Genomic DNA, 25,776 nt, shown 5'->3' on the forward strand with positions numbered 1-25,776 from the left:
ACCCTCACAGCTCAGCCCGTCTTTGTGCCCGCATGAAGATGGGCTGTTTTGGCCGCAACGTGACAGCAAACTCATGGCCAATTTTGCCTGCGGGCAGAGGTTGCAGGTCAAATTTCTGCAATACAGAGGCCAGAATCAGCACAGCTTCCATCATGGCCAGGTTGTTCCCGATGCACATTCTTGCTCCGGCACCAAAAGGCATGAAGGCCAGACGGTGGCGTTTTTCCTGCCCGGCCCCAAAGCGCTCTGGATCAAAACGTTCTGGGTTTTCCCAGAAGTCCGGGTGCCTGTGGATGTTGCGCACACAGGTCAGCACCCGTGAATTGCCCTGCAGGACATGGGATCCCATGTGGGTGTCCTGCTCAATGCGGCGGGGAATGAGGGGTGCTGCAGGATAGAGGCGCATGGCTTCCTGAAAGACCTGGGTGGTGTAAACCAGGGCTGGCAAATCTGCAGCTGTAGGCATCCGGGAGCCCACAACGCTTTGCAGCTCAGCATGGATGCGCTGAACCACTTCCGGGTGCTGTCCCAGCAGCATCCAGGTCCAGGCCAGCGAGTGTGCGGTGGTCTCATGTCCAGCCACGAAAATGGTGACCAGTTCATCCCGAAGTTGCTGCACGGACATGCCTTCTCCGGTGTCTGCGTCGCGTGCCTCGAGTAGCATGTCCAGCAGATCTCCATGTTTTCCGATGTGGGGTTGTCTGTCTTCAATCAATTTGAAAATGATGCGGTCCAGGGTCGCCATGGCCCGGTGAAATTCCAGATGGCTGGGCAGGGGCAGTTTGAGGGGCAGTTTCAAAGGATTGACGATCCTTCTGGATGCGAAATGAAGGGCCACACCAGAGGCGTGTGCCGCCTGCCCTGCACTGCTGTGGATGTCGCTGCTGAACATGGTGCGGGTGATGATGTCCATGGTGACATAAAGCATTTCCTGATCCATGTCCAGGGGTGCAGTGCTGCTTTCCCAGCGTTGTAGCATCTCCTGAACGGCATCCGCCATTTTCTGCCCCATGCTGGCCAGTCGAGCTTTGTGAAAGGTGGGCTGCATCATGCGCCGCTGGATCAGCCAGGATTCGGTGCTGGGGTTGGTGACCAGCCCATTTCGGCCCACCAGTCCCAGACCCACAGGAGGTTTCCCTGGACGTTCCATTTTCAGGAATTCTTTGCTGCGGTCCACCAGCACCTGCTGGGCCAGCTCAGGGTTGGAAATGCCGTAAATGGAAATCTGGGCAATCTGGTAGCGCACCACATCTCCATATCTGTTAAAACCGTTTGCCAGGGTTTGAATCGGGTCTTTGCGAAATTCAGGGGCATTGCCCAGCACGGGAACACCGGGCATCTGGGGAACAGCAGAAGCATTCATCAGGGTGGTCATGTTTCCTCCTAACCAACTGGTTAGATGGTATATGATGGTGAAGCCCGAGTCAAACACCCAGAGCACCCTCGGGTACAATGCAGGGGAGAACCTTTGCAGAAATCCCTTCTTTCGCTCAGAAAGTGTCTATGACTGCCCAACAACCCTCCAGAACCCGAAATGCAGAACACACCCGCCAGGCCCTGTTGCAAGCTGCAGCAGAGGTGTTCGCCGAGGCTGGATTTGCCGGTGCACGGGTGGACGACATTGCCCGCAAAGCGGGTTACAACAAGAGCCTGATCTTCCAGTACTTCACCGATAAAGAAGGCCTCTACAGCGTGGTCGTGGACAAAATGCGCGAAACCAGCGACCACCGCTATTACGAAAACGTGCGCCCGGACCAGTACCTGGAAGGCGACCTCACCCGTGAACGCCTGGAAGAATTCATTGACCGCTCTCTGGAATGGGTGTTCTCCGACTGGCTGACCGACCCTCAGAAACTCAAACTCATCACCTGGGAAATGGCCGAAGGTCACCCCATTTTTCAGCTGCCGGACCGTCCCATCTCAGGCACCCGCAATGCCTGTCTGGTGCTGGCAAAAGCCATCCAGCAGGGCTACATCCACAGTGCCATGGACCCGGTCATGCTGGTCAAAACCATGATGGGCCTTCCCCTGATCTACCTGACCTCTGTGGACCGAACGCTTCCCAGAGAGCAGCACCTGACCATGCTCAAACACATGTGTGAAAAAGTGCGCATCATTTTGTATTCGGGGATTTTTCTGCAGGGTGCCGATGGGCAATAGGTTTGATGGGGGTCAGGGGAAGGGCGAGGCATGCCTCGCCCCTACATGATTTCTTGATATTGGCGCAAAAAAACCCCTCCCGAAGGAGGAGTGGTTTGGCGGGCCCTGAAGGACTCGAACCTGCGACCCTGCACCGGTTGTTGGGGTGGAGACGCATGTTCTGGGCATGCCTGAGGGACTGGGGAGCAAAAAAAACCCCTCCCGAAGGAGGAGTGGTTTGGCGGGCCCTGAAGGACTCGAACCTACGACCCTGCGTTTTGGAGACGCATGCTCTACCAACTGAGCTAAGGACCCATGCCTGAGGCAAGGGGAATAATAGCATGGTTTTTTTGAGCTTGCAAGATGTGCGGGGGTAGTTGATCAGGCTTAATGCTGGGCTTCTGGGGAGGGGTTCTGGCGGCCTTGCAGGAAGTTTTGCACGATCTCAACAGGGTTGACCTGTGGGCGTGGGAACTCCGGGGGCAGCAACCGCTGGGCAATCGCCATCACAATGATGGGAGCAATCAGGGAAACAGCCGTCTGGAAAGGATGCTCGGGTCTCAGTTTTCCTTCCATCTGGTAACGCAGGACCATGCCCATGCCGCTTTGCAGGATGCCGAGGGGAGCTTCAAAGGCTTCCATCAGTTCGGGATGTCTGGGCAGTTCGGACATCAGCACGTTGATGAGGCCGGGTCTGCGTTCCACCAGTTCGATGTAGCCTGTGACCACACGACCCAGGTCATCTTCCAGGTTTCCGGTGTAGCGGATGTCGTGTGAAGCGACCTGTTCGGCTTCGCGAGAGATCACGGCCTTGAGCAGGTTGGTTTTGTTGCCGAAACGCCGGAACAGGGTGACCTCGTTGATCCCTGCTTTTGCAGCAATGGCCTTGGTGGTCACCCCGGTGAGGCCCATCTCGAAGATGCAGTCCAGGGCAGCGTCCAGGATTCGGTTGTGGGTGTCGGGTCTGGTCATGGCGGTGAAGGGTGATGCTGGGAGCATTCTATCCCGGTTTTGCAGCTCTTACAGTACACAATCCAGCAAGAGGAGATGCAGGAGGCCAGAAAAGAGCGGGAAGGCAGCAGGACATGCACCGCTGCCTTTGCTTTGATGGGGAGAAGTGAGGGCTTACAGGGTTTTTCTGAAACGCAGGCTGGCCAGCAGAACCATCAGCACAGCGAAGATGCTCAGGCAGGTGAACTGCAGCCACAGGCTGTCCAGTCCGGTGCCCCTCAGCATCACTCCACGCATGATTTCCAGGAAGTACTTGAGGGGCACGGCGTAACTGAGGGCCTGGAAGAAGCGGTTCATGCCCTCGATGGGGAAGAGCATTCCCGAAAGGAAGATGCTGGGAAACAGGATGGCAAAGGAGCCAAACATGGCCTGCACCTGGGTTTTTGCACTGCTGGAAATCAGGATCCCGATGCCCTGAGACACCAGCACAAACAGGAAAGCCGCCAGAACAATCAGGCCCAGATTGCCCACCAGGGGCACCCCGAACACCCAGTGTCCCAGGGCCAGAATCAGGGCTGCATCAAAGAGACCCAGAATGAAGTAGGGAAGCATCTTGCCCAGAATCACTTCTGAAGGCCGGATGGGGGTGGCAATCAGGGATTCCAGGGTGCCCACCTCGCGTTCCCGCACCACCCCGATGGAGGTGAGCAGGGTGGTGATCTGGGCCAGAATCAGGCCCACAATTCCTGGCACCATGAAAACGGCTGTGCGGTTGTCGGGGTTGTAGAGGGTTTCAAAGGTGGGTTCCACAGGGGCACTGATGTTCTCGGTGAGGGCGCGTCCAGCCAGGGCTTTTTTGGTGAAGTCCTGCATGGAGGCACTGGCCTGTGCCCGGATCTGTGCGGTGATCTGGGGGTCAGACCCATCAATCCTCAAAGTGAATTTGATGGGTTTGTTGTCCCTGAGGGCTTTCAGTGCACCTTCTTCCACCTCCAGAATGCCGTGGGTTTTGCCGTTTTTGACCTCTTGCAGAGCAGCTTCTACCGTGCTGGTCGGGATGAGCCTGAAGCGGTTCTCTTCGGTGAAGTACTTCAGGAAGATGGCACTCACCCGGTCTGAGGAATGGTCCACCACGCTGAGGGGAATGTTTTTCAGGGAGGTGTTGAGGGCGTACCCGAACAGGATCAGGAGCACCACCGGGAGCAGGATGATCAGCCTGAGCAGCACATGGTCGCGCCGGATCTGCAGGAACTCCTTGTTGGCCAGGGCCAGGATGCGGCTCATTTGCGGACCTCCCTTGCCAGTGAGACAAAGACATCTTCCAGGGTGGGAGACACCCGTCTGGCGTTTTTCCCAAGCTGCTGCAGGGTTTCAGGACCGAGGGGCTCCTTGCTGCTGACCCGCAAGTTGCTGCCGGTGATCCAGGCATCCTGCAACCCCAGGGTTTTGGTTTTTTCCAGGGCCTGCATCAGGTTTTCGGGTTCCAGTTCGTAGTGGTGGCCCTGCAGGTTGTTCCTGAGCTGTTCCGGGGTGCCCTGGGCCAGAATCAGGCCAGAGTGGATCAGGGCGATTTCGTGGCAGCGCTCGGCTTCATCCATGTAGTGGGTGGTCACAAAGACGGTGGTTCCTGCCTTGGCAAGGTCGTAGATGCCATCCCACAGTTCCCGTCTGGCGATGGGGTCCAGTCCGGCGGTCGGCTCATCCAGAAACACAATTTTCGGGCTGTGAATGATGGCTGTGCCAATGGAGAGCCGCTGTTTCCAGCCTCCAGAAAGCGAGCCTGCCAGGGTTTTGAGGTGAGGTTCCAGTTTCAGGAGTTTCACGGTGCGCTGCACTGCTGCAGGGATGTCCTGGGGTTTCAGGTACATGCCTGCCTTGAATTTGAGGTTTTCCTCGACGGTCAGGTCGGTGTAGACGCTGGCTGCCTGGTTGGCATACCCGATTCGGGCCTTGATGTCCTCGGGGCGCTTCAGGGACACGCCTGCAATGGTGGCTGTGCCACTGGTGGGGGCCAGCACACCAGAAAGCATGCGAATGGTGGTGGTCTTGCCTGCTCCGTTGGGTCCCAGGTAGCCAAACACAATGCCTTCTGGCACGGTGAGGTTGAGGTTTTTGACCACTTCCTGGGTGCGGTATTTTTTGCTGAGGTTTTCGGTCTGTATGGCGGGCATGGAGGCCTCCTGTATGCAAGCAAGTGCTTACTTACATTTTGTGCTTTTGCAGCCCGGCTGTCAATGGTGCAAAAGCACACCCACCGATCAGAACCTTGCATCGGTGGGTTGAATTCAGAAAAGTGGTTATCTTGACATCAAAAGACTGATGACGCCCCAGGCAATGATCCCTGTAGAAATCAGACCCATCATGGCCTGTTCTGTGCGGCTGGGTGCACGGTAACTCAGGCCCAGCAGCAAACCGGTCACCAGACCGCCCAGGTGGGCCCAGTTGTCGATGTTGGGGATCAGAAAGCCAATCAGGAACATGGTCAGCAAAGATCCCAGATTGGCCTGCAGCTTGCGCAAACGCTGTTGCAGGTTGCCACGGGTCAGGGTGTACTCCAGGGCCACCAGTCCAAAAAGCCCACCACTGGCCCCAATGGAAACAGCATTTCCTGTGCCCAGCAGGGAACTGAACACGCTGCCCACCACCCCGGACAGCACAAAAGCAAAGATCAGGGCACTGGGACCAATCTTGCGCTCCACCTCACGGCCCATCTGCAGCAAATAAAAACTGTTCAGGCCCACATGCAGCCAGGAGCCATGCAGGAAGATGCTGGTGACCAGCCGCCAGTACTCTCCGCTTTGCAGGGTCTGGGAACGCAGGTTGCCTCCCAGATCATAGAGGGCAGAGGGGCTGTTCAGGGCACCTGCTTCCAGTTCCCACAAAAAGAACAATCCGATGATGCCCAGCAAAGCAAAAGTGGCCGGGGTGTTCTGGGTGCGGGCCAGAAAAGCCTCCCGAAGGTTCAGTCCGTAAGGAGACAGCAAAGCCTCTGCGTCCAGCAGTTTCCAGGCGAACAGATCCTCCCGCACGTTCAGGCTGGACAGCATGCGCTGCGCTCCCAGTTGCAGGTTCACATTGTCCTGGGTTTGCTGGCCCTGCAAGAACATCGCCCGCCCCACCCAGTAACCGGAATCCAGCTTGAGTTTCCGGGAAGCGGCGTAGGTTTCTGCCGGGTCAGGGGAGAGCAGGGAAGTCAGGGTGTCCAGCGAAGACGCAGGCTGCAGGTTCTCCCTGAGGCTCTGCATGCTGGCGTTGTGCAGCAGGTGCTGGATGTCTCCCCGCAGGGGATGCTCTGGCAGGGGAAGCTGCCTCAGGCCCCGCCACTGCAACCACAAACGCTCGAAATGGGTGCGCAGTGCAGGCGTGAACACCCCCAGACGGATCCAGTTTTGCAGGTGGTCATGCCCATAAATCACCCGCCAGTGAATGAACAGCAAAAGCAGGGCCTGGGCCAGTCCCAGCACGCCCAGCCACCAGAAATCGGGTTGCCAGTAGGCCAGAAAAGCCAGGATGCCTGCCAGCACAAACCGGATGCTGGCCTCTGCAAACTTTGAGAGCACTGCAAAAGCCAGATAAACCATCACCCCGGCAACCAGCAACCAGCCCCAGGCGTCAATGGTCCCGAAATCCATCACAGCTTGCTGAACTCCTCGGGTTTGCCTTCAATCATGCTGCCGTCTTCGGTCAGCAGTTCCAGGGTGCCCCTGAGGGGACTCAGTTTGACCACCTTGCCGCAGGCCCCGGATTCGGTGTGGCACATCTTGGCGTTCTTCCTGGGCAGTTCTGAGAGCAGTTCCTGGTACATCTCGTGTTCATATTGCAGGCAGCACAGCAAACGCCCACAGGGACCGGAAAGTTTTTCCGGGTTGAGGGGAAGTTGCTGGTCTCTGGCCATGCGGATGCTTACCGGAGCAAACTCCTGCAGGTGGGTGCTGGAGCAGGACTCCCGACCACACATGCCCAGTGCGCCCAGGGTGGCGGCCTGCTCTCTGGGACCCACCGCAAAGAAATTCACCTTGGCAGGGGTGATGTGCCGGAGGTCGGCAATCAGGCTGGACAGTTCCACCCTTTCTTCTGCGCTGTAGGCCATGGTCAGCAGGGACTGGTCCAGTGTGAATTCTACGGACACGATCTTGACGGGCAATTTGCGGGCACGCACCTTGGCGCGCAGGTACCACTTGACCTCCTCGGCCCGTTTCTGGTTTTCTTCACGGGCCTGCAGGTCTTCCGGGGTGGCAGAGCGCAGGATGCTGCCCCCATGGTCACGCCGGGGGGTGTCCTGGTGTTCTGTACGCACCAGCGCCACTTCCAGACCACGTCTGGACTGGACAATCACATGGGAATTCACCGGGTACAGCGTCTCGGTGGACATCGGGTGGAGTTTGGGACCATTGTCAAAGCGAACAGCCTGGGTGAACATGCGTACTCCTGTGGATTCAGATCCTGCCTGTTCTGTTGCATCTGTTGCAGAAAGGCAAGATGGTCTTGAAGACATCACATCTGAAAGCGTCCTGTGTGGATGTTGCATTCAGAGTCCATGCCATTGTACCTGTCCGGGGCTGTGTGGAATGTAAACCGTGCAGTGCTGCATGAGAGCATCCCCTGGCCCAGAACGGGCACAAAACCGGCACAAAACAAAAAGACCGGACCCATGTCCGGCCTGAACAGCAAGTTTTTTACTCTTCCAGAGCGCTGAAATCTGCGTTGGAGGTCACGGTCTGCACATCGTCAAGGTCTTCTAAAGCCTCGATCAGCACCATCAGCTTCTCGGCATCTTCTGCAGAGAGGGCCACGGTGTTCTGGGGAATGTTCTGCAGGCTGGCCTCGGTGACATCGAAACCGGCACCAGAGAGGCCTTCAGAGACCGTGAACAAATCTGCACGGGCGGTGTACACCGTGAGGGTGCCGTCCTCGTTCTCCTCGATGTCCTCTGCACCAAACTCAATGGCAGCTTCCTGGGCTTCAGAAGTGTTTTTGCTCACCTGGATGATGCCTTTTTTGTCAAACTGCCAGGCCACAGAGCCGCTGTTGCCCATGTTGCCGCCCTTTTTGTTGAACACCGAGCGCACCTCGCCCACCGTGCGGTTCACATTGTCGGTGAGGGTTTCAATCAGGATGGCGGTTCCACCCTGCCCGTAACCTTCATAGGCAATTTCTTTGTACTCGGTGGCCCCGTCACTGTTGCCCACAGCCCGTTTGATGGCATTCTCAATGTTGTCCACTGGAACGGTGTCTGCTTTGGCAGCGGCAATGGCATTCTTGAGGGACAGGTTTCCAGCCGGGTCTCCGCTTCCTCCGCTGCGCACAGCGTTGGTGAGGGCACGGATGTGTTTGCTGATGGTGGCGCTGCGCTTCTTGTCGTTGGCGCCTTTTTTGCGTTTGATCTGGGACCACTTGCTATGACCTGCCATGGTTGCACCTCTTGGGATTTTCAGCACATCGGGTTCTGTTCTGGGAATCTTCCCAAAATGTCCCGGTTGTTGTGTGTGAGTCAGCCTTTTCAGGCTCAGCAGGGGTATTGTATCAAAAAAGCATCCGGTTGGCCTGAATGAAAAACCCTGAACGCTGCTGTCAGGTTCAGGGTTTGAGGGAAAGTTCAGCTCAGAGGTTCTGACTGGTTTTCAGTGGTGGGCATGTCCTGGCTGTGAATGGGGGCTTCTGAACCACCAGATCACCCCGTAAAGCATCACCACCAGATTGAGCACGCACAGCACTGCGAGCACGCCAATGGGCGTGGAAACCAGCAGTCCTGTCAGCAGGGCCAGTGCCGCCAGTCCGATTTTCAGGCCAATGGAAGTCCCGGCATGGACCACCGGAGGGTGTTCTGGGGCCATGGTGTACTCGATCAGGGCCATGGAAAGCATGGCCCCCGCATAGCCCACACACAGCAAAGTCAGGGTGATGGGTTCGGGGTGCTCGGTCCCAATGGCATGCGCAATCAGGGCACCAATGGACACCGCAAAAATCAGAAACGGCAAATGGCTGTAACTCCAGGTGAGGGACAGGCTGATGTGTGCCCGATTGGGGCGGCGGCGGCCAATGAAGTCAAAGTACACCCACCACAGCCCGAAACACACCAGGGCACCCAACAGGTATCGCATGAACACGGTCAGGTTCAGGTCGTGGGCATCGGCCAGACCGTTGACCATGCCCACTATGCTTTCACCCAGCACAATCAGCACCAGCAATCCAAAACGCTCAGGCATTTTGTGGCCAGACAGCCTGGGCAGTTTGGCCTGATCTTTGATGGTCCAGACGGGGGTCAGGGTGTCAAACACCAGACCGATGCCCTTGAGCAGAATGCTCAGGCTGCCATCCACCTGGGTGCTGATGGCCCATAAAATGGCGCTGGCCCCAAAGCCCAGTGCAAATTTGGTGGTCATGGGTCTGGCAATGGGATTGTGCCTGCCGGCCCTCAGCCACATCCCAATGATCAGGATGCGGGCCGCCACATAACTCCAGGCGTAGGCATCTGCATATTTCCCCAGACCATAAGGCGCAAACACGGCCATGACACCCACAATCAGCAGCATCACAAACATCAGCACCCGGTAACTCAGGTCCTCGGTTTCAAAGCGGTCGGTGTAAACCGTTCCGGCAATCCAGATCCACCACACCGGAATGAACAGCAGGGCCAGTTCTCCCAGCCCAGCCCAGCTTGGATGTTCACCAAAATGGTGGGCCAGCCTGGAAATGATCACCACAAAGACCAGATCAAAAAACAGTTCCAGCCAGCTGACCTTGCGTTCCTCTTCTCCCCCAAGGTGCCTCAATTTGGGGGCATGCCACCACAGACGGTAATTCTTAAGCATCTCCACCTCTTCCCGAATACTCGGTGTAACAGCCAATCCCATGGGTGTCTTCCAGCAGTCCCAGGGCGGTAAGTTCCTGCAAAACCTGTGCTGCAAATGTCCTCAGGGTTTCTGGATGGGCATTTTGCAGCTGGCTCAGGTCCAATTGCAGCGTTCTGGCCTGCTCAGCGAAATACCGCAGTGTTTCCGACATGTTTCCTATGTTATGAAAAAAAAGAAGCGGTGCAGTGTGCACCGCTTCAGGGTTGTGTAGGGCAGGGCTCAGTCGTCGTGTCCGTGGGCACTGGCGGCTTCGCGGGCCAGCAGTTCCTGGTGGGCTTTCATTTCACGGGCATCGGTTTCACGGCTGTTTTTGATGGCACGCACAATCCCGAAGGTCAGGATGTACATGATCACTGGAACCACCACAATGGCGGCGTACAGCATCATTTTGACCAGCTCTTCAATCTGCACTTTGGCAATGGAAGCAGCTTCAGGAGCCATCTGACCCACACCACGGGCAGTTTCAAAAGCAGTCTGAATTTCGGGTTTGTACCCGGCCACGGAGAGCACGATCATCAGGGCACACCAGGCCAGACCAAAGGCCAGACGCTTGGGGTGCTCGGTGGGGCTCTCAGCGTAGTACAGGTTCTCTTTGGCGCGGTCAAACAGGGGGGCCAGGAACACCGGGCCCAGGATCAGACCGGGGATCAGCATGGCACCAATGAACTCGGGGTTGAAAATGGTGGCCAGGGTTTGCTGGGTGCTGGTGATCAGGGTGGGGTCTTCTGGCAGCTTGATGAACTCGGGGGGCATGATGGCCAGAATCCCGAAGATCCACAGCAGGTACCAGTCAGGTTTGATGGTGGGGGTGGAGTCGCTGGGTGGGCCGTACACTTCCACGGGGTGAACCGGGATGTAGGCGCTGAACAGCACGATGATGGCGGCCATCAGCACCAGCAGGATGATCATGATGATGCTCTGCTGGGTGGAGAGGGGCACCCCCACGATCTTCTTGTAAGCGATCTTGGCTGCGTAACCGGGCTGGGTGTGCTTCTGTTTGATCATCAGCAGCATGTGCACAGCGGTCAGGCCCAGCAAGATGCCGGGCAGCAGCATGATGTGGTAGCCGTAGAAACGGGACACGATGCCAGGACCGGGGAAGGGGCCAGCGAAGAACAGTTCGGCCAGCCAGTTGCCAATGAAGGGCACGCTGCTGGTGATTCCGTAGATCACTTTCAGGGTGGCGAAAGCAAACTGGTCGTAGGGGAGGGAGTAGCCGGTCACGGCAGTCAGGGCGCTGAAGACCAGCAGCATGAAGCCGATCCACCAGTTGATTTCACGGGGCTTCTTGAAAGCACCACTGAAGTAAATGCGGAACATGTGGATCACGGCTGCGCCCACCATGATGTTGGCGGTCCAGTGGTGAATGCGCCTCAGCATGTCTCCGAAAGGCATGCTGTTGATTTTCAGGATGCTGGCATAAGCCGCAGGAACACCATCCACCAGTTTGGTGCTGGGTTCATAGGTGAAAGCCAGCAGGATGCCGGAGATGATCAGGATCACCAGGGCAAACAGGGTGATTTCACCCAGGAAGAAGCTGTGGTGTACAGGGAAAGCCTTGCGCAGGAACTTGTCGTTCAAACGGCTGATGTGTAAACGTTCGTCAAGCCACTGGTTCATCAAGCGCCTCCCTTGCTGGCATCTGCCCGGTTGGTCTGCCAGTCTGCCACCGATTCACCGTATCTGGGGCGGACGTAATATTCCTTGACCACCAGAACCCCATCTTTCTCTTCGACGGGCAACTGGGCCAGCGGACGGGGAGGGGGCCCACCGATCACTTCGCCGCCTGCTCGGGGATCGTAAGCACCAGAGTGGCAAGGGCACAGCAGGGTTCCGTCGTCTTTCTGGTTGACCTGGCAGCCCAGGTGCTGGCAGATGCCCCCATAAACGATGACGCCCTGAACGGTGTCTTCCACTTTGGCGGGTTCTTTGAGCACCCCATCTGCATAACGGAAGAGGATCAACAGGTTGTTGTCGTTCTTGTCCTTGAGGACTTCGCCTTTGGGCCAGGCTTTGACCATCAGGCCATCGGCTTTGAGGTCTGCCACCTTGATGGGCTGGTCTTTGTTGGTGCCACCGGCGTAAACCAGCACGTCTCCAGCAGCCGGAGGTTTCTGTTCAGCGGTGGGCGGACGTTTGGCGGGTTTCAGTGCACCAACCACGCTGGCCAGCGACAGCACCCCAACACCAGCCGTGACCCCGAGTGCGCCGGTCACAAACTTGCGGCGACTGATTTCACCTTGTGGGAGTTTTTCATCACTCATAGTCTTGTCCTTCGCTTACCAGGGGAATTCGCCGCTGGCGTCTTCCACGAGAGCTTCGCCGTCCATGAAGTACTTCTTGTACAGCATCAGGGCAAAGGCGAGCAACAGCAGCACCATGGCTGCGTAAGTGCCTTCAGCGGTCACATTGATAGGGAGGGCTTTTTCGGCTTCGCTGCCCTGGATGCCCATCACGATTTGCTTGACGAACAGGTAACCGAACCACAGCACACCCACCATGGACAGCACGATGCCGCCATATGCCAGGTTGTTGCTGCGCACCACGTGAATGCCGGGTTTGAGGGTTTCTCCTTCAGCCCAGGCAGAGTACAGTCCGATCAGACCGTAAATGGTCAGGATCATCACGAAGGTGGTGAGGAAGATTTCGGGCAGACCCAGGTGGTCGGGCACGAAACGGGAGCGGTTGAGGGCAGCCAGTTTGGCTTCTTCATCTCCCTTGGAGGCGAAGATCTCAGGGGTGACAATGTCGGCTTTGTTGCCCCAGCTGTTGCGGATGAAGTTCACCACATCCAGCAGCTGGGTTTCATTCAACTGGGGAAAGGCGGGCATGCTGCCTTTGCCTTTCTGGATCACGTTGATCACTGCAGCAGGATCGCCCAGAATGAAAGCATCACCCACAAACTTCTTGCCGAAGCCTCCCTCGCCGTTGGCCCCGTGGCAGCCTGCACAGTTGGCCGTGAAGACGGCCTGACCACCGGTTTTCCAGTCGCTGGCCGTGGCCGTGTCTGCAGGTGCTTCTGCGGCAGCTTCGGCCCCGTGATGGGCTTTCAGGGTGGAGTTGAAGAGGAACAGCAATATCACCCAGAATATTGCCGCCACAATCAGGGACACTGACGGTATGGTTGTATCGTTCCGTTCCATTTGACCTACCTATCTCAGGAAATCCAGCACCAAGTAGCATAACATGAGCCGCTCAGCTTCCTCACAGTCGGTGAGCCGTCACACCTACACATCCTTATATTTTATGCAACTGCTCTGGTGACGCCGGGACTAACGTCCCAAAACAAAAGGGGGACCTTCAGACGCTTTGCGTCAACCAGAAAATTCGCTCAGACAGCTCAGCAAGCCTTAAGGTCAGGGCCTGATCCGGGTGTTCCCTGAAGTCATTTGATCCTCTGGACAGCAGGCTCACCAGGTAAGGTTTTGGCGCAAAAACAATCCCCACATCATGGCGATGGGAGGGGATTTCTCCGCTTTTGCTGGCCACCTCGTAAAGCAATTCCCCATCGGATGTGCGGGGCAGACGCCGGGAAATCACCAGACGGTCCTGCTGTTTTTTCAGGAGGTTCAGGGCCCATTCGCTCAACGTTGGGGTCAGCAGTTTTCCCTGAACCAGGCTCAGCAACCACAAATTCATGTCTGCAGCACTGGTGGTGCTGCGCTGGCCTGTTTTTTGCAGGTCATTTTGCAAATTCAAAGGCATTTGCAGTTTGCCCACCAGAAAAGTGTGTTGCAGCTGAATGTGCTGGATGTGTGCATTGATGGCGTCCAGACCCAGACGTTCAATCAGGACATTGGTGGCGGTGTTGTCACTGACCACCACCATCAGGGTGAGCAGGTCCTGGACGGTCAGGGAAAGACCGGTTTCCATCTCGTGCAGCACCCCTGCTCCGGGCACCTGATTTTCTGCAGTGAGGGGCAAGCGGTCTGTCATGGCCAGCTGTCCTGCTTGCACCTGCTGCAAGGCACAACTCAGGATGGGCAACTTGATCAGGCTGGCGGCTTTGAAAATATGATTCTGCTGATGGCAAAACAGCACCTCGCCCTGCATGGTGCTGACACAGAGCGAGAGGTCGCCATCAAAACGCTGAATCAATTCATCAAGCAGGACCTGTTGCATGGTTCAAAGCCCTAAAGCTTGAGGTTCCCCAGGCTGGCAAAAGGATGGGGCGCATCCTGCAACCTGAGGGTGCAAAAAGGCTTTGCACCCTCAGGTTGCACCCGGTGAGGGCAGGTGGGACATTCCGGGAAAGCCAGCTCCAGATAGGCCAGATCAGGCTCTGCAGTGATGACTTCCCAGGTGCGCTGACAGCCTGCTTTGAAGGTGCGTTTCTGGTTTTTTGGGTCTTTTTTCATGGGCTCAGCTCAACACTCAGGTCAAACCTCATTCCAGGTTGGCAATGCCTTCACGGATGGCATACAGGGCGGCCTGGGTGCGGTTGTTCAGTTGCAGTTTGGCGAAGATTTCGGACAGGCGGTTGCGCACGGTTTTTTCGCTGATGTCCATCTTGATGGCGATTTCCTGGTTGCTGTGGCCCTGGGCCAGCAAGCGCAGGATCATGGTTTCCCGCTCATTGAGGTCAGCGTGTTTTTCACTGGGAAGCACTTCTTTTTTGTGGCGGAAATCGTCCAGAACGTTCTGGGCCAGGTCGGCGTTCAGCAGGGCCTCACCCTCTGCCACCCGGCGAATGGCATCAATGAGGGTGCTGGCATCGGCGTCCTTCAGGACGTAACCACGGGCTCCGGCTTTGAGGGCTTCAAACACATAGCTGTCCTGGCGGTACATGGTGATCATGATGACCCGGGCCTCTGGATCAATTTCCAGGATGCTCTGGCAGGCTTTGACCCCGTCCAGTTCAGGCATCTGGATGTCCATCAGGATCAGGTCGGGTTTGGTTTCTGCAGCAAAACGGATGGCCTCTCGGCCATTGGAAGCCTCGCCAATCACGCGGATGTCTCCTTCACTTTCAAGGAGGCTTTTGATGCCCTGGCGAAAGAGGGCATGGTCGTCTACGAGCAGGACTCGAATCATAACTTTATTTTACGGCTTTTACAGGGCATACTAGAACATATGACTTGGCAATTGAACATCCTTGACGCCTTGCTGTTGGTGCTGTGGTCTGGCATTGTCATTCTGGGCTACAAGCGTGGCGTGGGTGGTGCCATCTGGGCGCTGGTGGTTTTTCTGCTGTTGCCCATCATGGCCAGTTTTGGAACCATCACCGGATGGGTGGCGGTGTTGATCACCCTGGTGGTGGGTCTGGGCTTTTCCCAGGGCCTGGCTTTTCTGGTGCGCAATCAGGTGGAATCCATCCTGTATAAAGTTCTGGGTGCCGTGATGGGGGGCTTGCTGGGAGCAGTGCTGGTCACCAGTGTGGTGCTGTCTTTTCCCATCAGTGCCAGTGGGGCCTACCCCAGCCAGAGTTTGCAACCCGCAGTCTATGAAATGGTTTCCAAATCGGTGTTTCAGCGTTCTGCCTCCTGGGTGTGGGGCGCTCCAAGCTGGATTCAGCTGTTTCTGGTGCCAGATCGGGTGCAACGCCAGTGATGCTGGCCTACATTTGAGCCACCTTTCAAAGAATCCAGTCAAAGTGTCTGGACAACCAGATAACCCCGCCCACCTGCTACAGGTGGGTTTTTTGTCTGGCTGTGGTTGAATTTTAAAAATTTCAAGGGACATCTTTATTTGACAAATCCGAGTAGCTTACTTAGGATTTATTCTGATGTGGGACCCCCTGCAAGCCAATGCTGCACCAGGGGCCTCACCAGGGAGACTCCTCATGAACAAAACCATCGCAATCACACTGGCGGGCCTGCTGGCAGGCGCTGCTCTGGCCCAGAGCAAAAGCATCACCGTTTACACTGGACGCAGCAAAGGTCTGGTGGACCCCATTGTCCAGCAGTTCGAGCAGGACACGGGCATCAAGGTCAACGTGCGTTATGCCACCGATTCTGCCATCATTGCTGCGCTGCAAGAAGAAGGCAAAGCCAGCCCTGCAGATGTGCTGTGGGCCAACAGCTCTGGCAGCCTGGGCATTGCCAATGAGGCTGGCCTGCTGACCACCCTCTCCAAGACCCTGGTCAGCAAGTTCCCTGAAGTCTATGCTCCTTCCAACAACACCTGGATTCCCCTCTCGGTGCGTTTCCGGGTGATGGCCTACAACACCAACAAAGTCAAACCTGAATCTTTCCCCAAAAGTGTGATGGACCTTCCCAAACACAAAGAGTTCAAAGGCCGCATCGGCTGGACCCCCACCTATGCCAGCTTTCAGGATTTTGTGGGAGCCATGATCGCCCTCAAAGGCGAAGCGGCCACCAGAGAATGGCTGCTGGGCATGAAAGCCCTGGAACCCAAATCCTACGCTGCATCCAATGTGGCCATGATGGAAGGCATCCGCAACAACGAAATTGATGTGGCCATCACCAACCACTACTACATCCAGCGCTTCATCAAGAGTGGTGCGCCCATTGGCACCTACTACTTCCAGCAAGGGGATGTGGGCGGACTGGCCCTGGTGACGGGTGCAGGCATTCTGAAAACCAGCAAGAAACGTGCAGATGCCCTGAAGTTCCTGAATTACCTGGTGGCTCCCAAAGCCCAGCAATTCTTCACCGCTGAGGTTTTTGAGTACCCTGTGACCAACAAGATCATCCTCAGCAGCTCCCTGCTGCCTTTTGCAGAAGCCGCCAAACTCAGCCCCAAAATCGATCAGGAAAAGATGGGACCCCGTCTGGAACAGGCCCAGAAACTGCTGCGCGAAGTCGGACTGCTGTAAAGAAGACCTCTGAATCAGCTGAACAGGGAGGGCCAAATGTGCTCTCCCTTTTTGTATTCTTTTAATCCGATGGGTATAGTCACCTTAATGCGGTGCTTTCCCGAATGCCAGGTTTTCTTGTGTTGAAACATTCCCCCAGACCCCCCAAACTTTTTGTTCTGCTCTCGTCCCTGACCGCCCTGGGGGTGATGATTCCGCTGGTTTACCTGGTGTTGCGGGCCATGCAGGCCGAAGGCGCAGACCTCAGGGAAATCGTGTTTCGCACCCGCAATCTGGAACTCCTGTGGAACACCCTGATGCTGATGGTGGGAACGGTGACGGCATCCACCCTGATTGCCCTGCCGCTGGCGTTTCTGACCACCCGCACCAACTTTGCCCTGCGCAAACTGGGGGTGTTTCTGGGGGTGCTGCCTCTGGCGGTGCCTGGTTATGTGGGGGCTTACGCCTTGCTGGCCGCCAGTGGCACAGACGGCATGATCGAAGTGCTGACGGGCATCCACTGGCCCCATCCGGTGGGGTACTGGGGGGCTCTGGGGGTGCTCACCCTCTTCAACTTTCCTTACCTGTTCATGAATTTCTGGGCCACCCTCAGAAACCTGGACCCCAGCCTGGAAGAAGCCGCCCGTTCGCTGGGTCGCAGCCCGATGCAGGTGTTCTGGCAGGTGACCCTGCCGCAACTCAGACCCGCCTGGTATGCCGGAAGCCTGATGATTGCCCTGCACGTGTTTGGGGATTTTGGGGTGGTGTCCCTGATGCGCTTTGAGACCTTCAGTTACGCCATCTACCAGCAGTACAACGCGGCTTTTGACCGGGTCTATGCTGCGTGGCTTTCCCTGATGCTGCTGGCGGTGACTGCCTCCACCCTGTGGCTGGAAGCCAGATTGCTCAGCAGGCTCAAGCTTTCCAGATCTGGCAGTGGTGCAGCCCGCAAGGCCCCCACCATGGAATTGGGTTTCTGGATGTGGCCCGCCCTGCTGTTTGTGGCCCTGGTGGCCGGAGCCACCCTGATTGTGCCGATCAGTTCGATTCTGTTCTGGTTGAGACAGGGCATTGAACAGGGGGTCAGAGACTGGGGACAGGTGTTGTGGAACTCCATGCAGGTGGCTTTGCCTGCCTCGGTGATCACCACCCTGCTGGCCATTCCTCCAGCCTATCTGGGGGTGCGCTATCCAGGCTTCTGGACCCGCCTGATTGAGCGCAGTGCCTATTTTGGATATGCCACACCGCCCCTGGCCCTGGCCCTGGCCCTGGTGTTCTTCTCGCTGAAAGCGGTTCCTGCCATTTACCAGACCCTGACTTTGCTGATTGGAGCTTATGTGCTGCACTTCCTGGCAGAAGCCATTGGACCGGTCCGGGCCAGCCTGTATCAGGCGACCCCCAGGCTTGAAGAAGCCGCCAGATCGCTGGGTTACAATTCCATGCAGGCTTTTGCCCGGGTGACTTTTCCCCTGATGCGCTCTGGCCTGCTGGCCAGTCTGGCCCTGGTGTTCCTCAGTGTCCTGAAAGAACTGCCCATCAGTTTCCTCTTGAGCCCCATCGGTTTTGAAACCCTGGCCAAAAACGTGTGGGCTTACACCTCAGAAGCCATGTTCGCAGATGCTGCGCCTTACGCCATCACCATCGTGCTGGTCTCAGGGATTTTTGCAGCACTGGTGTTGCAGGAGAAAAAATGACCCCCACCCTGAACGAAACCCAACCAGGCCCTGTCCCTCAAAGCGGCACTGAAGTGCTGCGTGTGGAACACCTCAGCAAACGCTACGCTCCGGGCTTCCCTGCTGTTCTGGATGATCTTTCTTTCGCTGTGCATAAAGGGGAGATGCTGGCCTTGCTGGGTCCTTCAGGATGCGGCAAAACCACCACCCTCAGGGTGATCGCTGGCTTTGAGCGGGCAGACCAGGGACAGGTGCTGCTGGACGGCAGGGCTTTGATCGGTCCACAGGTGTTTCTGGCCCCCGAAAAACGCAATGTGGGCATGGTCTTCCAGGATTACGCACTGTTTCCCCACCTGAACGTCACCCAGAACGTGATGTTTGGCCTGAAGAACATGAACCGCCAGGAACGGGAAGAACGCACCCGGCAGGTGCTGGGACTGGTGGGACTCAACATTTTTGCCAAACGTTACCCCCATGAGCTTTCTGGGGGGCAGCAACAGCGGGTGGCCCTGGCGCGTGCACTCGCTCCCCGCCCCAAACTGATCCTGATGGACGAGCCTTTCTCCAACCTGGACGCAGCCCTCAGGCACACCACCCGCCAGGAGGTCAAAGCCATTTTGCGCGAAGCAGGCATGACCGCCATTCTGGTGACCCACGATCAGGAAGAGGCCCTGAGCTTCGCAGACCGCATCATGCTGATGCGGGCAGGCAAAATTGAACAGATTGGCACCCCTCCAGAGGTGTACCAGAGCCCCAGAACGGCTTTTGTGGCCAACTTTCTGGGCCGCAGCAACCTGATCAGTGCCAGGGCTGCTGGAAAAACCGCGGACAGTTGCCTGGGCAAACTCAACCTCAGTGAAGAAGCGAAAGGCCCGGTTTTGATTTCCATCCGTCCAGAAGACATTGTGTTTGCAGATCAGGGTGTGCCTGTCACCGTCAAATACATGGAATACAAAGGCCACGATGTGACCTACACCTGCACCTGTGGCGAGCAGGAGGTTCTGGTGCATGCCCATCACAACCACCATTTTCTGGAAGGCCAGCAGGCTTTTGTGACGGTGCAGGGACTGGCCCAGGTGTTACGCGGCTCGTAACGTCAGCTTCGCACAAACCCATCACAGTAAAAGTGCCGGGCAGTGCGTACAGTGTAAATCGTGGAAAAGCTGATCTTTGTGTACAACACAGGTGCCAGCCTATTCAACCGCCTGAGTGCCTGGAGCCAGGCGGCTTTTCTGCCTGCAAAGCATCCCTGCAAGCTTTACGCCATGACACACGGCCTCTTTGGCCGGGATGTGCAGTGGCGGGCTTTTGTGTCCAGCCTGCCTTACCCTTCACGTTTTGTTTGCCGGGACACCTTCACCCGCAAATACGGCAGCACCGACGCTCCCAATGTTTATGTGATTCACAAAGGGCAACTCAAACTCCTGATTCCCAGAGATGAAATTGATGCCTGCAACTCCACAGAGGAATTGCAGGGTGTGGTCATCAAAAAACTGCTGACCTGAACCGAAGCGTGGAAGTTGAAGCATCACCCCAGGAAACAAACTTTTGTTCTGCTGTCAAATGCTCCAAGCAGGCCAGAAACATTGTTTCTGGCCTGCTTTCAAATTCTGCAGCTTTCACACTTGTGAGTCACAAGTGTGACTCACATCAACTGGGTGAGGTTCTCAAAATCATGGGGCACAAACAGGCTGCCCTCGGTGATGCCCTGAGGGGTGACCTCCTGCAAGCGGGATTCCAGATCTGAAACCGTGATTCTGCCCTGCAGGAAATCCCGGTAGGCACGGGCAACCTGACGGACTTCTTCTGTGCTTTCGTGCACAAATTCCAGACGGTAATTCTGGATGCCGCTGTCCAGCCAGCCAGAGAGGTGTTTGGTGGCGCTCTGGGCTTCTGCACCAAAGACGGTGTTTCTGCAGCCCACATCGGCCATGACTGGGTGCATCAGGCCCCGTTTGTCTTTCAGGGCCACCTTGTGGGATTCACAGGGGTGACCGCAGTTGGTGTAATCGGTGCCCTCACTTAAAAAACGACAGAACACGCAGTGCTCGGTGTGAAACACCGGGAGGTGCTGGTAAGCGATGACTTCCAGCTTGTCTCCACCCAGCTTTTCTGCCAGTTCTTCAATCTGACGGGCATTCAGGTCATGGGTGGGGGTCACGGCCTGTGCCCCCAGATCCAGATAGGTTTCTGCGGTCAGCACATTTGCCGTGTTCAGGCTGAAATCTCCAGTGAGGGCAGGGCGGTTCTCCACCTGCAACAGACCTTCAAGCAGTCCGCCAGACCGCACCAGAATTTCACAATCCAGCGAAAGCAGGAACTTCTGAATGTTCTGTTCGGTGGGTTTGAGAATTCTGGGACTGGCCACCCGCACCCGGATTCCCGCTTCTTTGACTTTCTGCACGCTGGGTTTCAGGCCGTAAAGCTCCAGGTAATCCAGCGTGATGGAATCTGGATGCACTTCAAGGGCAGCTTCCAGTTGCTCTGGGGTGCGGACCAGCAGGTGAAGTTGAGGTCCCCCTCCGCTGTCTGCGACAGGTCCTCCCCCTGAGGGGGAGGAAAGCGAGGCGAAGCGAGCAAGGTGGGGGTCAGAAGTGACCTTCCGTTGCGGCAACCCTCCACGCACTGCCAGCAGGTCATCGACGGCCTGACGCCTCAGGGTGTTGAGTTCTCCCAGAGGCATGAACAGCCCGTCTTGCACATCTGCATGGAAATCGGCCAGATGGAAAGGGGTGCCCCCCAGTTTCTCAAGCTGGGTTTTGAGGCTTTCCAGGGTCAGTGCCCGGTTCTGGGCCAGTTGAACAGGGTTCTCTGAAACGGCAACCACGCTGTGCCCTTCGGTGTCCGTTGCGATCAGGGTCATGGTTTCACCCATCCGGGCATACACTTCAAAGCTCACAGGGCGGGTGTAGCTGGGTTTGCTGGCTTCTGTGAGGGGTTTCAGTTTTTTCTGGATGGTGGGGTCATTGCTGCGCCACACCCAGTCACCTGCTGCAATTCTGGAGAAATCAATCTGACCGTTCCCAAAGCGCAGTTCATAAATGCCTTTTTTGACAGGAGCCACTTCATAGATGTTGCCCCCTTCTTCTTTCAGTTCAGGGCTGCGGCGCTGTGCGGCATCGAAGACCAGACCTTCTCCGGGTTTTGGCTCGAAAGCACACTTGACCCGCACAAAACCCCGCCCCACTTCGGTCACCTCTCCAAGTTTGACCCCACGGTGACGGGGAGCCCGACCCCCCACCACCTGACGGTGGTTGGTGCCCTGCATGAACCACGGACCCAGACCTCTGGAGTACACCTGTTCGATGTCCCTTTCTTCTTCAGGCGAGATGTGAAAACTTCCGGTTTCCCAGGTTTCATCGATGGCCTTGCGGTAAGCCTGGGTGGTGATGGCCACATACTCGGCGTCTTTGTAGCGGCCTTCAATTTTGAAGCAGTCCACCCCGATGCGCATCAGTTCTGGCACCTGATGCAGGGCATACAGGTCGCCAGGGGAGAGCAGGTAACGGGCTTCTTCCAGGTTTTTGTATTGCCCATCCACAATCAGGTCGTAAGGCAAGCGGCAGGCCTGGGCGCACTGGCCCCGGTTGGCACTGCGGCCTCCCCAGGCTTCGCTGGAAAAGCACTGGCCAGAGTAAGACACGCAGAGCGCCCCGTGCACAAAGACTTCCAGTTCGATGTCTGTGCTGCTGGCAATGCGCTCAATGTCCCTGAGGCTCAGTTCGCGGCCCAGCACCACCCGGTTGGCCCCAAAACGGTGGGCCAGTTCTGCCCCTTCCTTGCTGGTGATGCTCATCTGGGTGGAACCGTGGACTTCCAGTTCCGGGCAGATTTCACGGGCCAGACGTGCAATGCCCAGATCCTGCACGATGATGGCATCCACACCTGCACTGGCGATGTCTTCGATGGCTTTTGCAGCCAGATGGATTTCCCGGTCAAATACCAGCGTGTTGAAGGTCAGAAAACCCCTGCTTCCCCGTTCATGCAGAAAACGCATCACATCGGGAAGTTCAGGGACTTCAAAGCCCACCTTGGCTCGGGCGGTAAAGTGCTTCATGCCGAAAAAAACTGCATCTGCACCAGCTTCAACGGCGGCACGCATTTCCGGCCAGTAACCGGCAGGACTCATCAACTCAGGTTTGCGGGGGGTACGACTCATAACACTCCAGAATAGGAGATCTGGGAGCAAAAGAGTGGGGATCAGGTTACATCAGGGATTTTAGGGATGAAATTGGATAGTTGTTTCTGAATTGCTGTGATTTGCTTTTGACTTCCTGATGAATCACGATGCTCTCAGCTCTCAGCTCTCAGCTCTCGGCTCTCGGCATAAAATAAAACCATGACCATTCCAGAGGACATCAGAATGCGCGTTCAGCATGACTTTCAACAGCAGGCGGAAAAAGCGATCTCTCTGATCCAGAATGCCCTGGGTCAGGATCCTCATCATTTTTTGCCTCCCAGGCAGCTCAGGTGTGCGGTTTTTGTGGCCCAGGGAGACACAGGAACTTTGCAGCAGGCTTTGCAACTGGGCCTGACGGATTGCCGGGATTTGATCATGTGGGGTGAGTATGTTGTGCAGGATGGAAAACTGGTCCGCAAGCACAACTGGAATGACCCCTTTGGTGAAGAAGTCAACAGTTGATGGATAAGATCAATTGATCACAGGTCTCAATAGACCTTGCTAGTAGATCATCTGCAAAGGTTTTCCAGGCTGTTCTGGATTCCATCCAAGCTGCCTTGCCTGCTGCATCATCTCTATAACATACCCAGGTGCAATGATTGCAGGGTGGTTGGGAGGGAGGGATGCGTGTTTTTGGAGCCAGGGATCCCTCCAATCCTTCAGGGCGATGTAGAGAACCTGCCCTCCTGATGGATCTGGAAGGATTTTGAGCAGGCTGTGATCCACACCAGGACAGAATTTCCAGCGGTAAACTTGCTGGTGCTGTCGAATTTTGCGGTATCCTCGCAGTTTCTGGGGCAAAGCTATGCTGGATTTTAAGACAGGGTGGGAACCAAACCACCTGTCTGAGCAGAGGTAGGCCATTTTGCCTAAGTTGTCTAAATCCGGTCTAAAAATGAATTGGTGTAAAAGCCACACCCAGAAAACCCGTCTGTGGGTGAAAAAGTGTACCTTTTGGGTATCTTATCCGTTGTTGAGAATCAAAACTCAAACATCTTAGGGCAGTTTTGTCTGCACATTGTGACGAGAGTCTAGACAAAGTTACAAGAAATATCATTTAATATACATTACAATTTTACTCAACTATCAGGGGATGACGACCCCGAGCGTGGAGGCAGTACAGTGTCAGCAAACATCGAAGAACTGAAAAAACAACATCCCCCCTTCGAGGTCGTGCTCGGCTACATGCACGAGTGGGCCAAGGTCGGATACGAAGGTATCCCCGCAGACCTGGTAGACCTCATGAAATGGCACGGCATTTACCCGCAGCGTCCCCAGGAAGACGGCTTCCTGATGATGCGCGTCAAAATTCAAAAAGGTGCAGTGAACGGCAACACCCTGCGCACCATTGCAGGCATCGCAGAAGACTACGGACGTGACTTCCTGGACGTGACCGACCGCCAGGCGTTCCAGTTCCACTGGCTGACCATTCAGGACGTTCCCGACATCTACAACCGTCTGGACGCTGTGGGCCTGACCGCCAAGGGCGCTTGCGGTGACACCGTTCGTGCAGTGATCTCCAGCCCTGTTGCAGGTCTGGATGCCCGCGAAGTCATCGATGTGAACGACCTCGCCAACGAGATCCACCACCACTTCTCTGGCAACGTGGAATACCAGGATTTGCCCCGCAAGTACAAGGTGTCCATCACCGGACTCCCCGAGCAGGAAGGCATCCACCTGATCAATGACCTGGGCTTCCTGGCCCACAAAGTCAATGGAGAAGTTGGCTTTGACGTGTGGGTCGGTGGCGGTCTGGGCGCACAGGCCCACCTCGCCAAACGCCTCGGGGTGTTCATCAAGCCCGAAGAAGTGCTGGAAGTGGCTGTGGCCATCACCCGCGCTTACCGCGATCACGGTTTCCGCCAGAACCGCAAAAAGAGCCGCCTGAAGTACCTGATCCAGGACATCGGAGCCGAGCGCTTCCGCGAGATCGTGGAAACCGAGTACCTGAACCGCAAACTCACCGACGGACCTGCCGCACCTGTGGCCCGTTTTGGTGGCGTGGATTTCGTGGGCGTGCAGAAGCAGAAAGACGGCAACTACTACATCGGGGTTGCCACCACCGTGGGCCGCATCACCCCTGCCAAAGCCCGTCTGCTCGCCGACATCGCAGAAAAATACGGTGCAGACGAAATCCGCACCACCCCCTACCAGAACCTGCTGGTTCCCCACATCAAACCTGAATTCATCGATCAGGCCATTGAAGAACTGCGTCAGCTGGACCTCGCACCCAACCTGACCCTGCGGGCCACCACCATCGCCTGCACCGGAACCCAGTTCTGCCGTCTGGCCCTCACCGAGACCAAGGCCAGAACCGCTGCAGCCATCGATTACCTGGAACCCAGGTTCCTGGACCTCGATGTGCCCATCACCATCAACCTGACCGGTTGCTCCAACGCCTGCACCCGCTATCAGGTCGCTGACCTGGGCTTCATGGGTGCCAACTTCAGCGGCCAGGAAGTGTACAACGTGCACCTGGCAGGTTCACTGGGAGAAGCCCAGCGCACCGGAGCCAAGCTCAAGGGCCGGGTTCCCGCTGAGCAGCTTCACATCTACACCGAGCGTGTGCTGAACTTCTTCAAGAAAAACAAAGCCCCCAATGAGTCTTTCGTGCAGTTTGTGGATCGTGTCGGCACTGAGCCCTTCTTACCAGACAACGTGTTAGCGGAGGTAGTGGCATGAGCACCCAGGGACAGGTTCTGTGGTTCACCGGTTTGAGCGGAGCAGGAAAAAGCACCCTCGTTTACGCCCTTGCAAAAGAGCTTGAAGCTGCTGGTCGTTCTGTGGAAGTCCTGGACGGTGACGCTGTCCGTGAGAACCTCTCCAGGGGCCTGAGCTTCACCAAAGAAGACCGTGACACCAACGTGAAGCGCATCGGCTTTGTGGCTGGCCTGCTGGCCAGACACGGCGTGACCGTGCTGGTGAGTGCCATCAGCCCTTACCGCGACACCCGCACCGAAGTCGTGAAAGGTCTGCCAGGTGGCAAAGAAATCTTCGTGGATGCCCCTCTCGATGTGGTGGCCTCCCGCGATGTGAAGGGCCTGTACAAGCGTGCCCTCGCTGGCGAGATCGCCCACTTCACCGGTGTAAGTGACCCCTACGAAGCCCCCGAGAACCCTGACATCCACCTGCGCACCGACCTGAACAGCATCGAGGACTGCCTCAATGTGCTGCGCAGATCTGTCGGGCTGCGCGTGCGTGAACTGGTGGGAGCGTAAGACC

25 protein-coding genes and 1 tRNA gene are annotated in these 25,776 nt (G+C 56.6%); 9 read left to right on the forward strand and 17 right to left on the reverse strand.

Annotated elements, in window-relative coordinates:
* Nucleotides 1-4 precede the first annotated feature (4 nt).
* Nucleotides 5-1,375: a cytochrome P450 gene (locus IEY52_RS10390; RefSeq protein ID WP_189002616.1), complete on the reverse strand. Its 1,371-nt coding sequence runs from the start codon at nucleotides 1,373-1,375 to the stop codon at nucleotides 5-7.
* 128 nt (nucleotides 1,376-1,503) lie between these two features.
* Here IEY52_RS10390 and IEY52_RS10395 point away from each other — a divergent pair, with 128 nt between their 5' ends.
* The gene (locus tag IEY52_RS10395; protein ID WP_189002617.1) at nucleotides 1,504-2,160 is read left to right on the forward strand and encodes a TetR/AcrR family transcriptional regulator; all 657 of its coding nucleotides are present in this window, start codon (nucleotides 1,504-1,506) and stop codon (nucleotides 2,158-2,160) included.
* A 218-nt stretch (nucleotides 2,161-2,378) separates the two neighbouring features.
* Here the strand turns inward: IEY52_RS10395 and IEY52_RS10400 are convergent.
* From IEY52_RS10400 to IEY52_RS10470, 15 genes are all read right to left on the reverse strand, one after another.
* Nucleotides 2,379-2,454 (reverse strand) — tRNA-Trp (locus tag IEY52_RS10400).
* A 72-nt stretch (nucleotides 2,455-2,526) separates the two neighbouring features.
* On the reverse strand, nucleotides 2,527-3,111 hold the full coding sequence (locus IEY52_RS10405) for a TetR/AcrR family transcriptional regulator (RefSeq protein ID WP_189002618.1): 585 nt from the start codon (nucleotides 3,109-3,111) through the stop codon (nucleotides 2,527-2,529).
* A 153-nt stretch (nucleotides 3,112-3,264) separates the two neighbouring features.
* Nucleotides 3,265-4,374 carry an ABC transporter permease gene (locus tag IEY52_RS10410; protein ID WP_189002619.1) on the reverse strand — a complete coding sequence of 370 codons (1,110 nt, stop codon included), beginning with the start codon at nucleotides 4,372-4,374 and terminating at the stop codon, nucleotides 3,265-3,267.
* Nucleotides 4,371-5,261: an ABC transporter ATP-binding protein gene (locus tag IEY52_RS10415; protein ID WP_189002620.1), complete on the reverse strand. Its 891-nt coding sequence runs from the start codon at nucleotides 5,259-5,261 to the stop codon at nucleotides 4,371-4,373. The genes IEY52_RS10410 and IEY52_RS10415 overlap by 4 nt, the downstream gene beginning before the upstream one ends.
* 126 nt (nucleotides 5,262-5,387) lie before the next feature.
* Complete coding sequence (locus IEY52_RS10420) at nucleotides 5,388-6,722, reverse strand: rhomboid family intramembrane serine protease (protein ID WP_189002621.1); 1,335 nt, start codon at nucleotides 6,720-6,722, stop codon at nucleotides 5,388-5,390.
* Nucleotides 6,722-7,510, reverse strand: coding sequence for a PSP1 domain-containing protein (locus IEY52_RS10425; protein ID WP_189002622.1), 789 nt, complete (start codon nucleotides 7,508-7,510; stop codon nucleotides 6,722-6,724). Before IEY52_RS10425 ends, IEY52_RS10420 begins: the two co-directional genes overlap by 1 nt.
* Nucleotides 7,511-7,766: 256 nt before the next feature.
* Nucleotides 7,767-8,501 carry a YebC/PmpR family DNA-binding transcriptional regulator gene (locus IEY52_RS10430; RefSeq protein WP_189002623.1) on the reverse strand — a complete coding sequence of 245 codons (735 nt, stop codon included), beginning with the start codon at nucleotides 8,499-8,501 and terminating at the stop codon, nucleotides 7,767-7,769.
* A 210-nt stretch (nucleotides 8,502-8,711) separates the two neighbouring features.
* Nucleotides 8,712-9,902 (reverse strand): low temperature requirement protein A, encoded by a 1,191-nt coding sequence (locus tag IEY52_RS10435; RefSeq protein ID WP_189002624.1) that lies wholly within the window; start codon nucleotides 9,900-9,902, stop codon nucleotides 8,712-8,714.
* Nucleotides 9,895-10,095, reverse strand: coding sequence for a hypothetical protein (locus IEY52_RS10440; RefSeq protein ID WP_189002625.1), 201 nt, complete (start codon nucleotides 10,093-10,095; stop codon nucleotides 9,895-9,897). Before IEY52_RS10440 ends, IEY52_RS10435 begins: the two co-directional genes overlap by 8 nt.
* A 68-nt stretch (nucleotides 10,096-10,163) precedes the next feature.
* On the reverse strand, nucleotides 10,164-11,564 hold the full coding sequence (locus IEY52_RS10445; protein ID WP_189002626.1) for a cytochrome b: 1,401 nt from the start codon (nucleotides 11,562-11,564) through the stop codon (nucleotides 10,164-10,166).
* Nucleotides 11,564-12,208 (reverse strand): QcrA and Rieske domain-containing protein, encoded by a 645-nt coding sequence (locus IEY52_RS10450; protein WP_189002627.1) that lies wholly within the window; start codon nucleotides 12,206-12,208, stop codon nucleotides 11,564-11,566. Before IEY52_RS10450 ends, IEY52_RS10445 begins: the two co-directional genes overlap by 1 nt.
* A 15-nt stretch (nucleotides 12,209-12,223) precedes the next feature.
* Nucleotides 12,224-13,087, reverse strand: a complete 864-nt coding sequence (locus IEY52_RS10455; protein ID WP_189002628.1) for a c-type cytochrome — start codon at nucleotides 13,085-13,087, stop codon at nucleotides 12,224-12,226.
* A gap of 157 nt (nucleotides 13,088-13,244) precedes the next feature.
* Nucleotides 13,245-14,066, reverse strand: coding sequence for a serine hydrolase (locus IEY52_RS10460; protein ID WP_189002629.1), 822 nt, complete (start codon nucleotides 14,064-14,066; stop codon nucleotides 13,245-13,247).
* A gap of 11 nt (nucleotides 14,067-14,077) precedes the next feature.
* A complete protein-coding gene (locus IEY52_RS10465; RefSeq protein WP_189002630.1) occupies nucleotides 14,078-14,302 on the reverse strand; it encodes a hypothetical protein in 225 nt (74 codons plus the stop codon).
* Nucleotides 14,303-14,330: 28 nt separating this feature from the next.
* The gene (locus IEY52_RS10470) at nucleotides 14,331-14,978 is read right to left on the reverse strand and encodes a response regulator (protein ID WP_189002631.1); all 648 of its coding nucleotides are present in this window, start codon (nucleotides 14,976-14,978) and stop codon (nucleotides 14,331-14,333) included.
* Between the two features lie 39 nt (nucleotides 14,979-15,017).
* On the opposite strand from IEY52_RS10470, the gene IEY52_RS10475 reads away from it, so the two are divergent.
* The 5 genes from IEY52_RS10475 to IEY52_RS10495 all read left to right on the forward strand — a co-directional run bounded on the left by IEY52_RS10475 (nucleotide 15,018) and on the right by IEY52_RS10495 (nucleotide 19,879).
* Complete coding sequence (locus IEY52_RS10475) at nucleotides 15,018-15,494, forward strand: hypothetical protein (protein ID WP_189002632.1); 477 nt, start codon at nucleotides 15,018-15,020, stop codon at nucleotides 15,492-15,494.
* A 232-nt stretch (nucleotides 15,495-15,726) separates the two neighbouring features.
* Nucleotides 15,727-16,722 carry an iron ABC transporter substrate-binding protein gene (locus IEY52_RS10480; protein ID WP_189002633.1) on the forward strand — a complete coding sequence of 332 codons (996 nt, stop codon included), beginning with the start codon at nucleotides 15,727-15,729 and terminating at the stop codon, nucleotides 16,720-16,722.
* A gap of 119 nt (nucleotides 16,723-16,841) precedes the next feature.
* Nucleotides 16,842-18,395, forward strand: coding sequence for an ABC transporter permease (locus IEY52_RS10485; protein ID WP_229684721.1), 1,554 nt, complete (start codon nucleotides 16,842-16,844; stop codon nucleotides 18,393-18,395).
* Nucleotides 18,392-19,468: an ABC transporter ATP-binding protein gene (locus tag IEY52_RS10490; RefSeq protein WP_189002635.1), complete on the forward strand. Its 1,077-nt coding sequence runs from the start codon at nucleotides 18,392-18,394 to the stop codon at nucleotides 19,466-19,468. The genes IEY52_RS10485 and IEY52_RS10490 overlap by 4 nt, the downstream gene beginning before the upstream one ends.
* 60 nt (nucleotides 19,469-19,528) lie before the next feature.
* A complete protein-coding gene (locus IEY52_RS10495; protein WP_189002636.1) occupies nucleotides 19,529-19,879 on the forward strand; it encodes a hypothetical protein in 351 nt (116 codons plus the stop codon).
* 140 nt (nucleotides 19,880-20,019) lie between these two features.
* On the opposite strand, the gene IEY52_RS10500 is transcribed toward IEY52_RS10495, so the two are convergent.
* Nucleotides 20,020-22,533 (reverse strand): U32 family peptidase, encoded by a 2,514-nt coding sequence (locus IEY52_RS10500; protein ID WP_229684722.1) that lies wholly within the window; start codon nucleotides 22,531-22,533, stop codon nucleotides 20,020-20,022.
* A 180-nt stretch (nucleotides 22,534-22,713) separates the two neighbouring features.
* Between IEY52_RS10500 and IEY52_RS10505 the strand changes: the two genes are divergently transcribed.
* The 3 genes from IEY52_RS10505 (at nucleotide 22,714) to cysC (ending at nucleotide 25,772) form a co-directional block, all read left to right on the forward strand.
* Complete coding sequence (locus tag IEY52_RS10505; RefSeq protein ID WP_189002637.1) at nucleotides 22,714-23,016, forward strand: hypothetical protein; 303 nt, start codon at nucleotides 22,714-22,716, stop codon at nucleotides 23,014-23,016.
* 723 nt (nucleotides 23,017-23,739) lie between these two features.
* The gene (locus tag IEY52_RS10510; RefSeq protein WP_189002721.1) at nucleotides 23,740-25,236 is read left to right on the forward strand and encodes a nitrite/sulfite reductase; all 1,497 of its coding nucleotides are present in this window, start codon (nucleotides 23,740-23,742) and stop codon (nucleotides 25,234-25,236) included.
* Nucleotides 25,233-25,772, forward strand: coding sequence for an adenylyl-sulfate kinase (cysC, locus tag IEY52_RS10515; protein ID WP_189002638.1), 540 nt, complete (start codon nucleotides 25,233-25,235; stop codon nucleotides 25,770-25,772). The genes IEY52_RS10510 and cysC overlap by 4 nt, the downstream gene beginning before the upstream one ends.
* Nucleotides 25,773-25,776: the final 4 nt, after the last annotated feature.

Source organism: Deinococcus roseus (assembly GCF_014646895.1).
Taxonomy (GTDB): domain Bacteria; phylum Deinococcota; class Deinococci; order Deinococcales; family Deinococcaceae; genus Deinococcus_C; species Deinococcus_C roseus.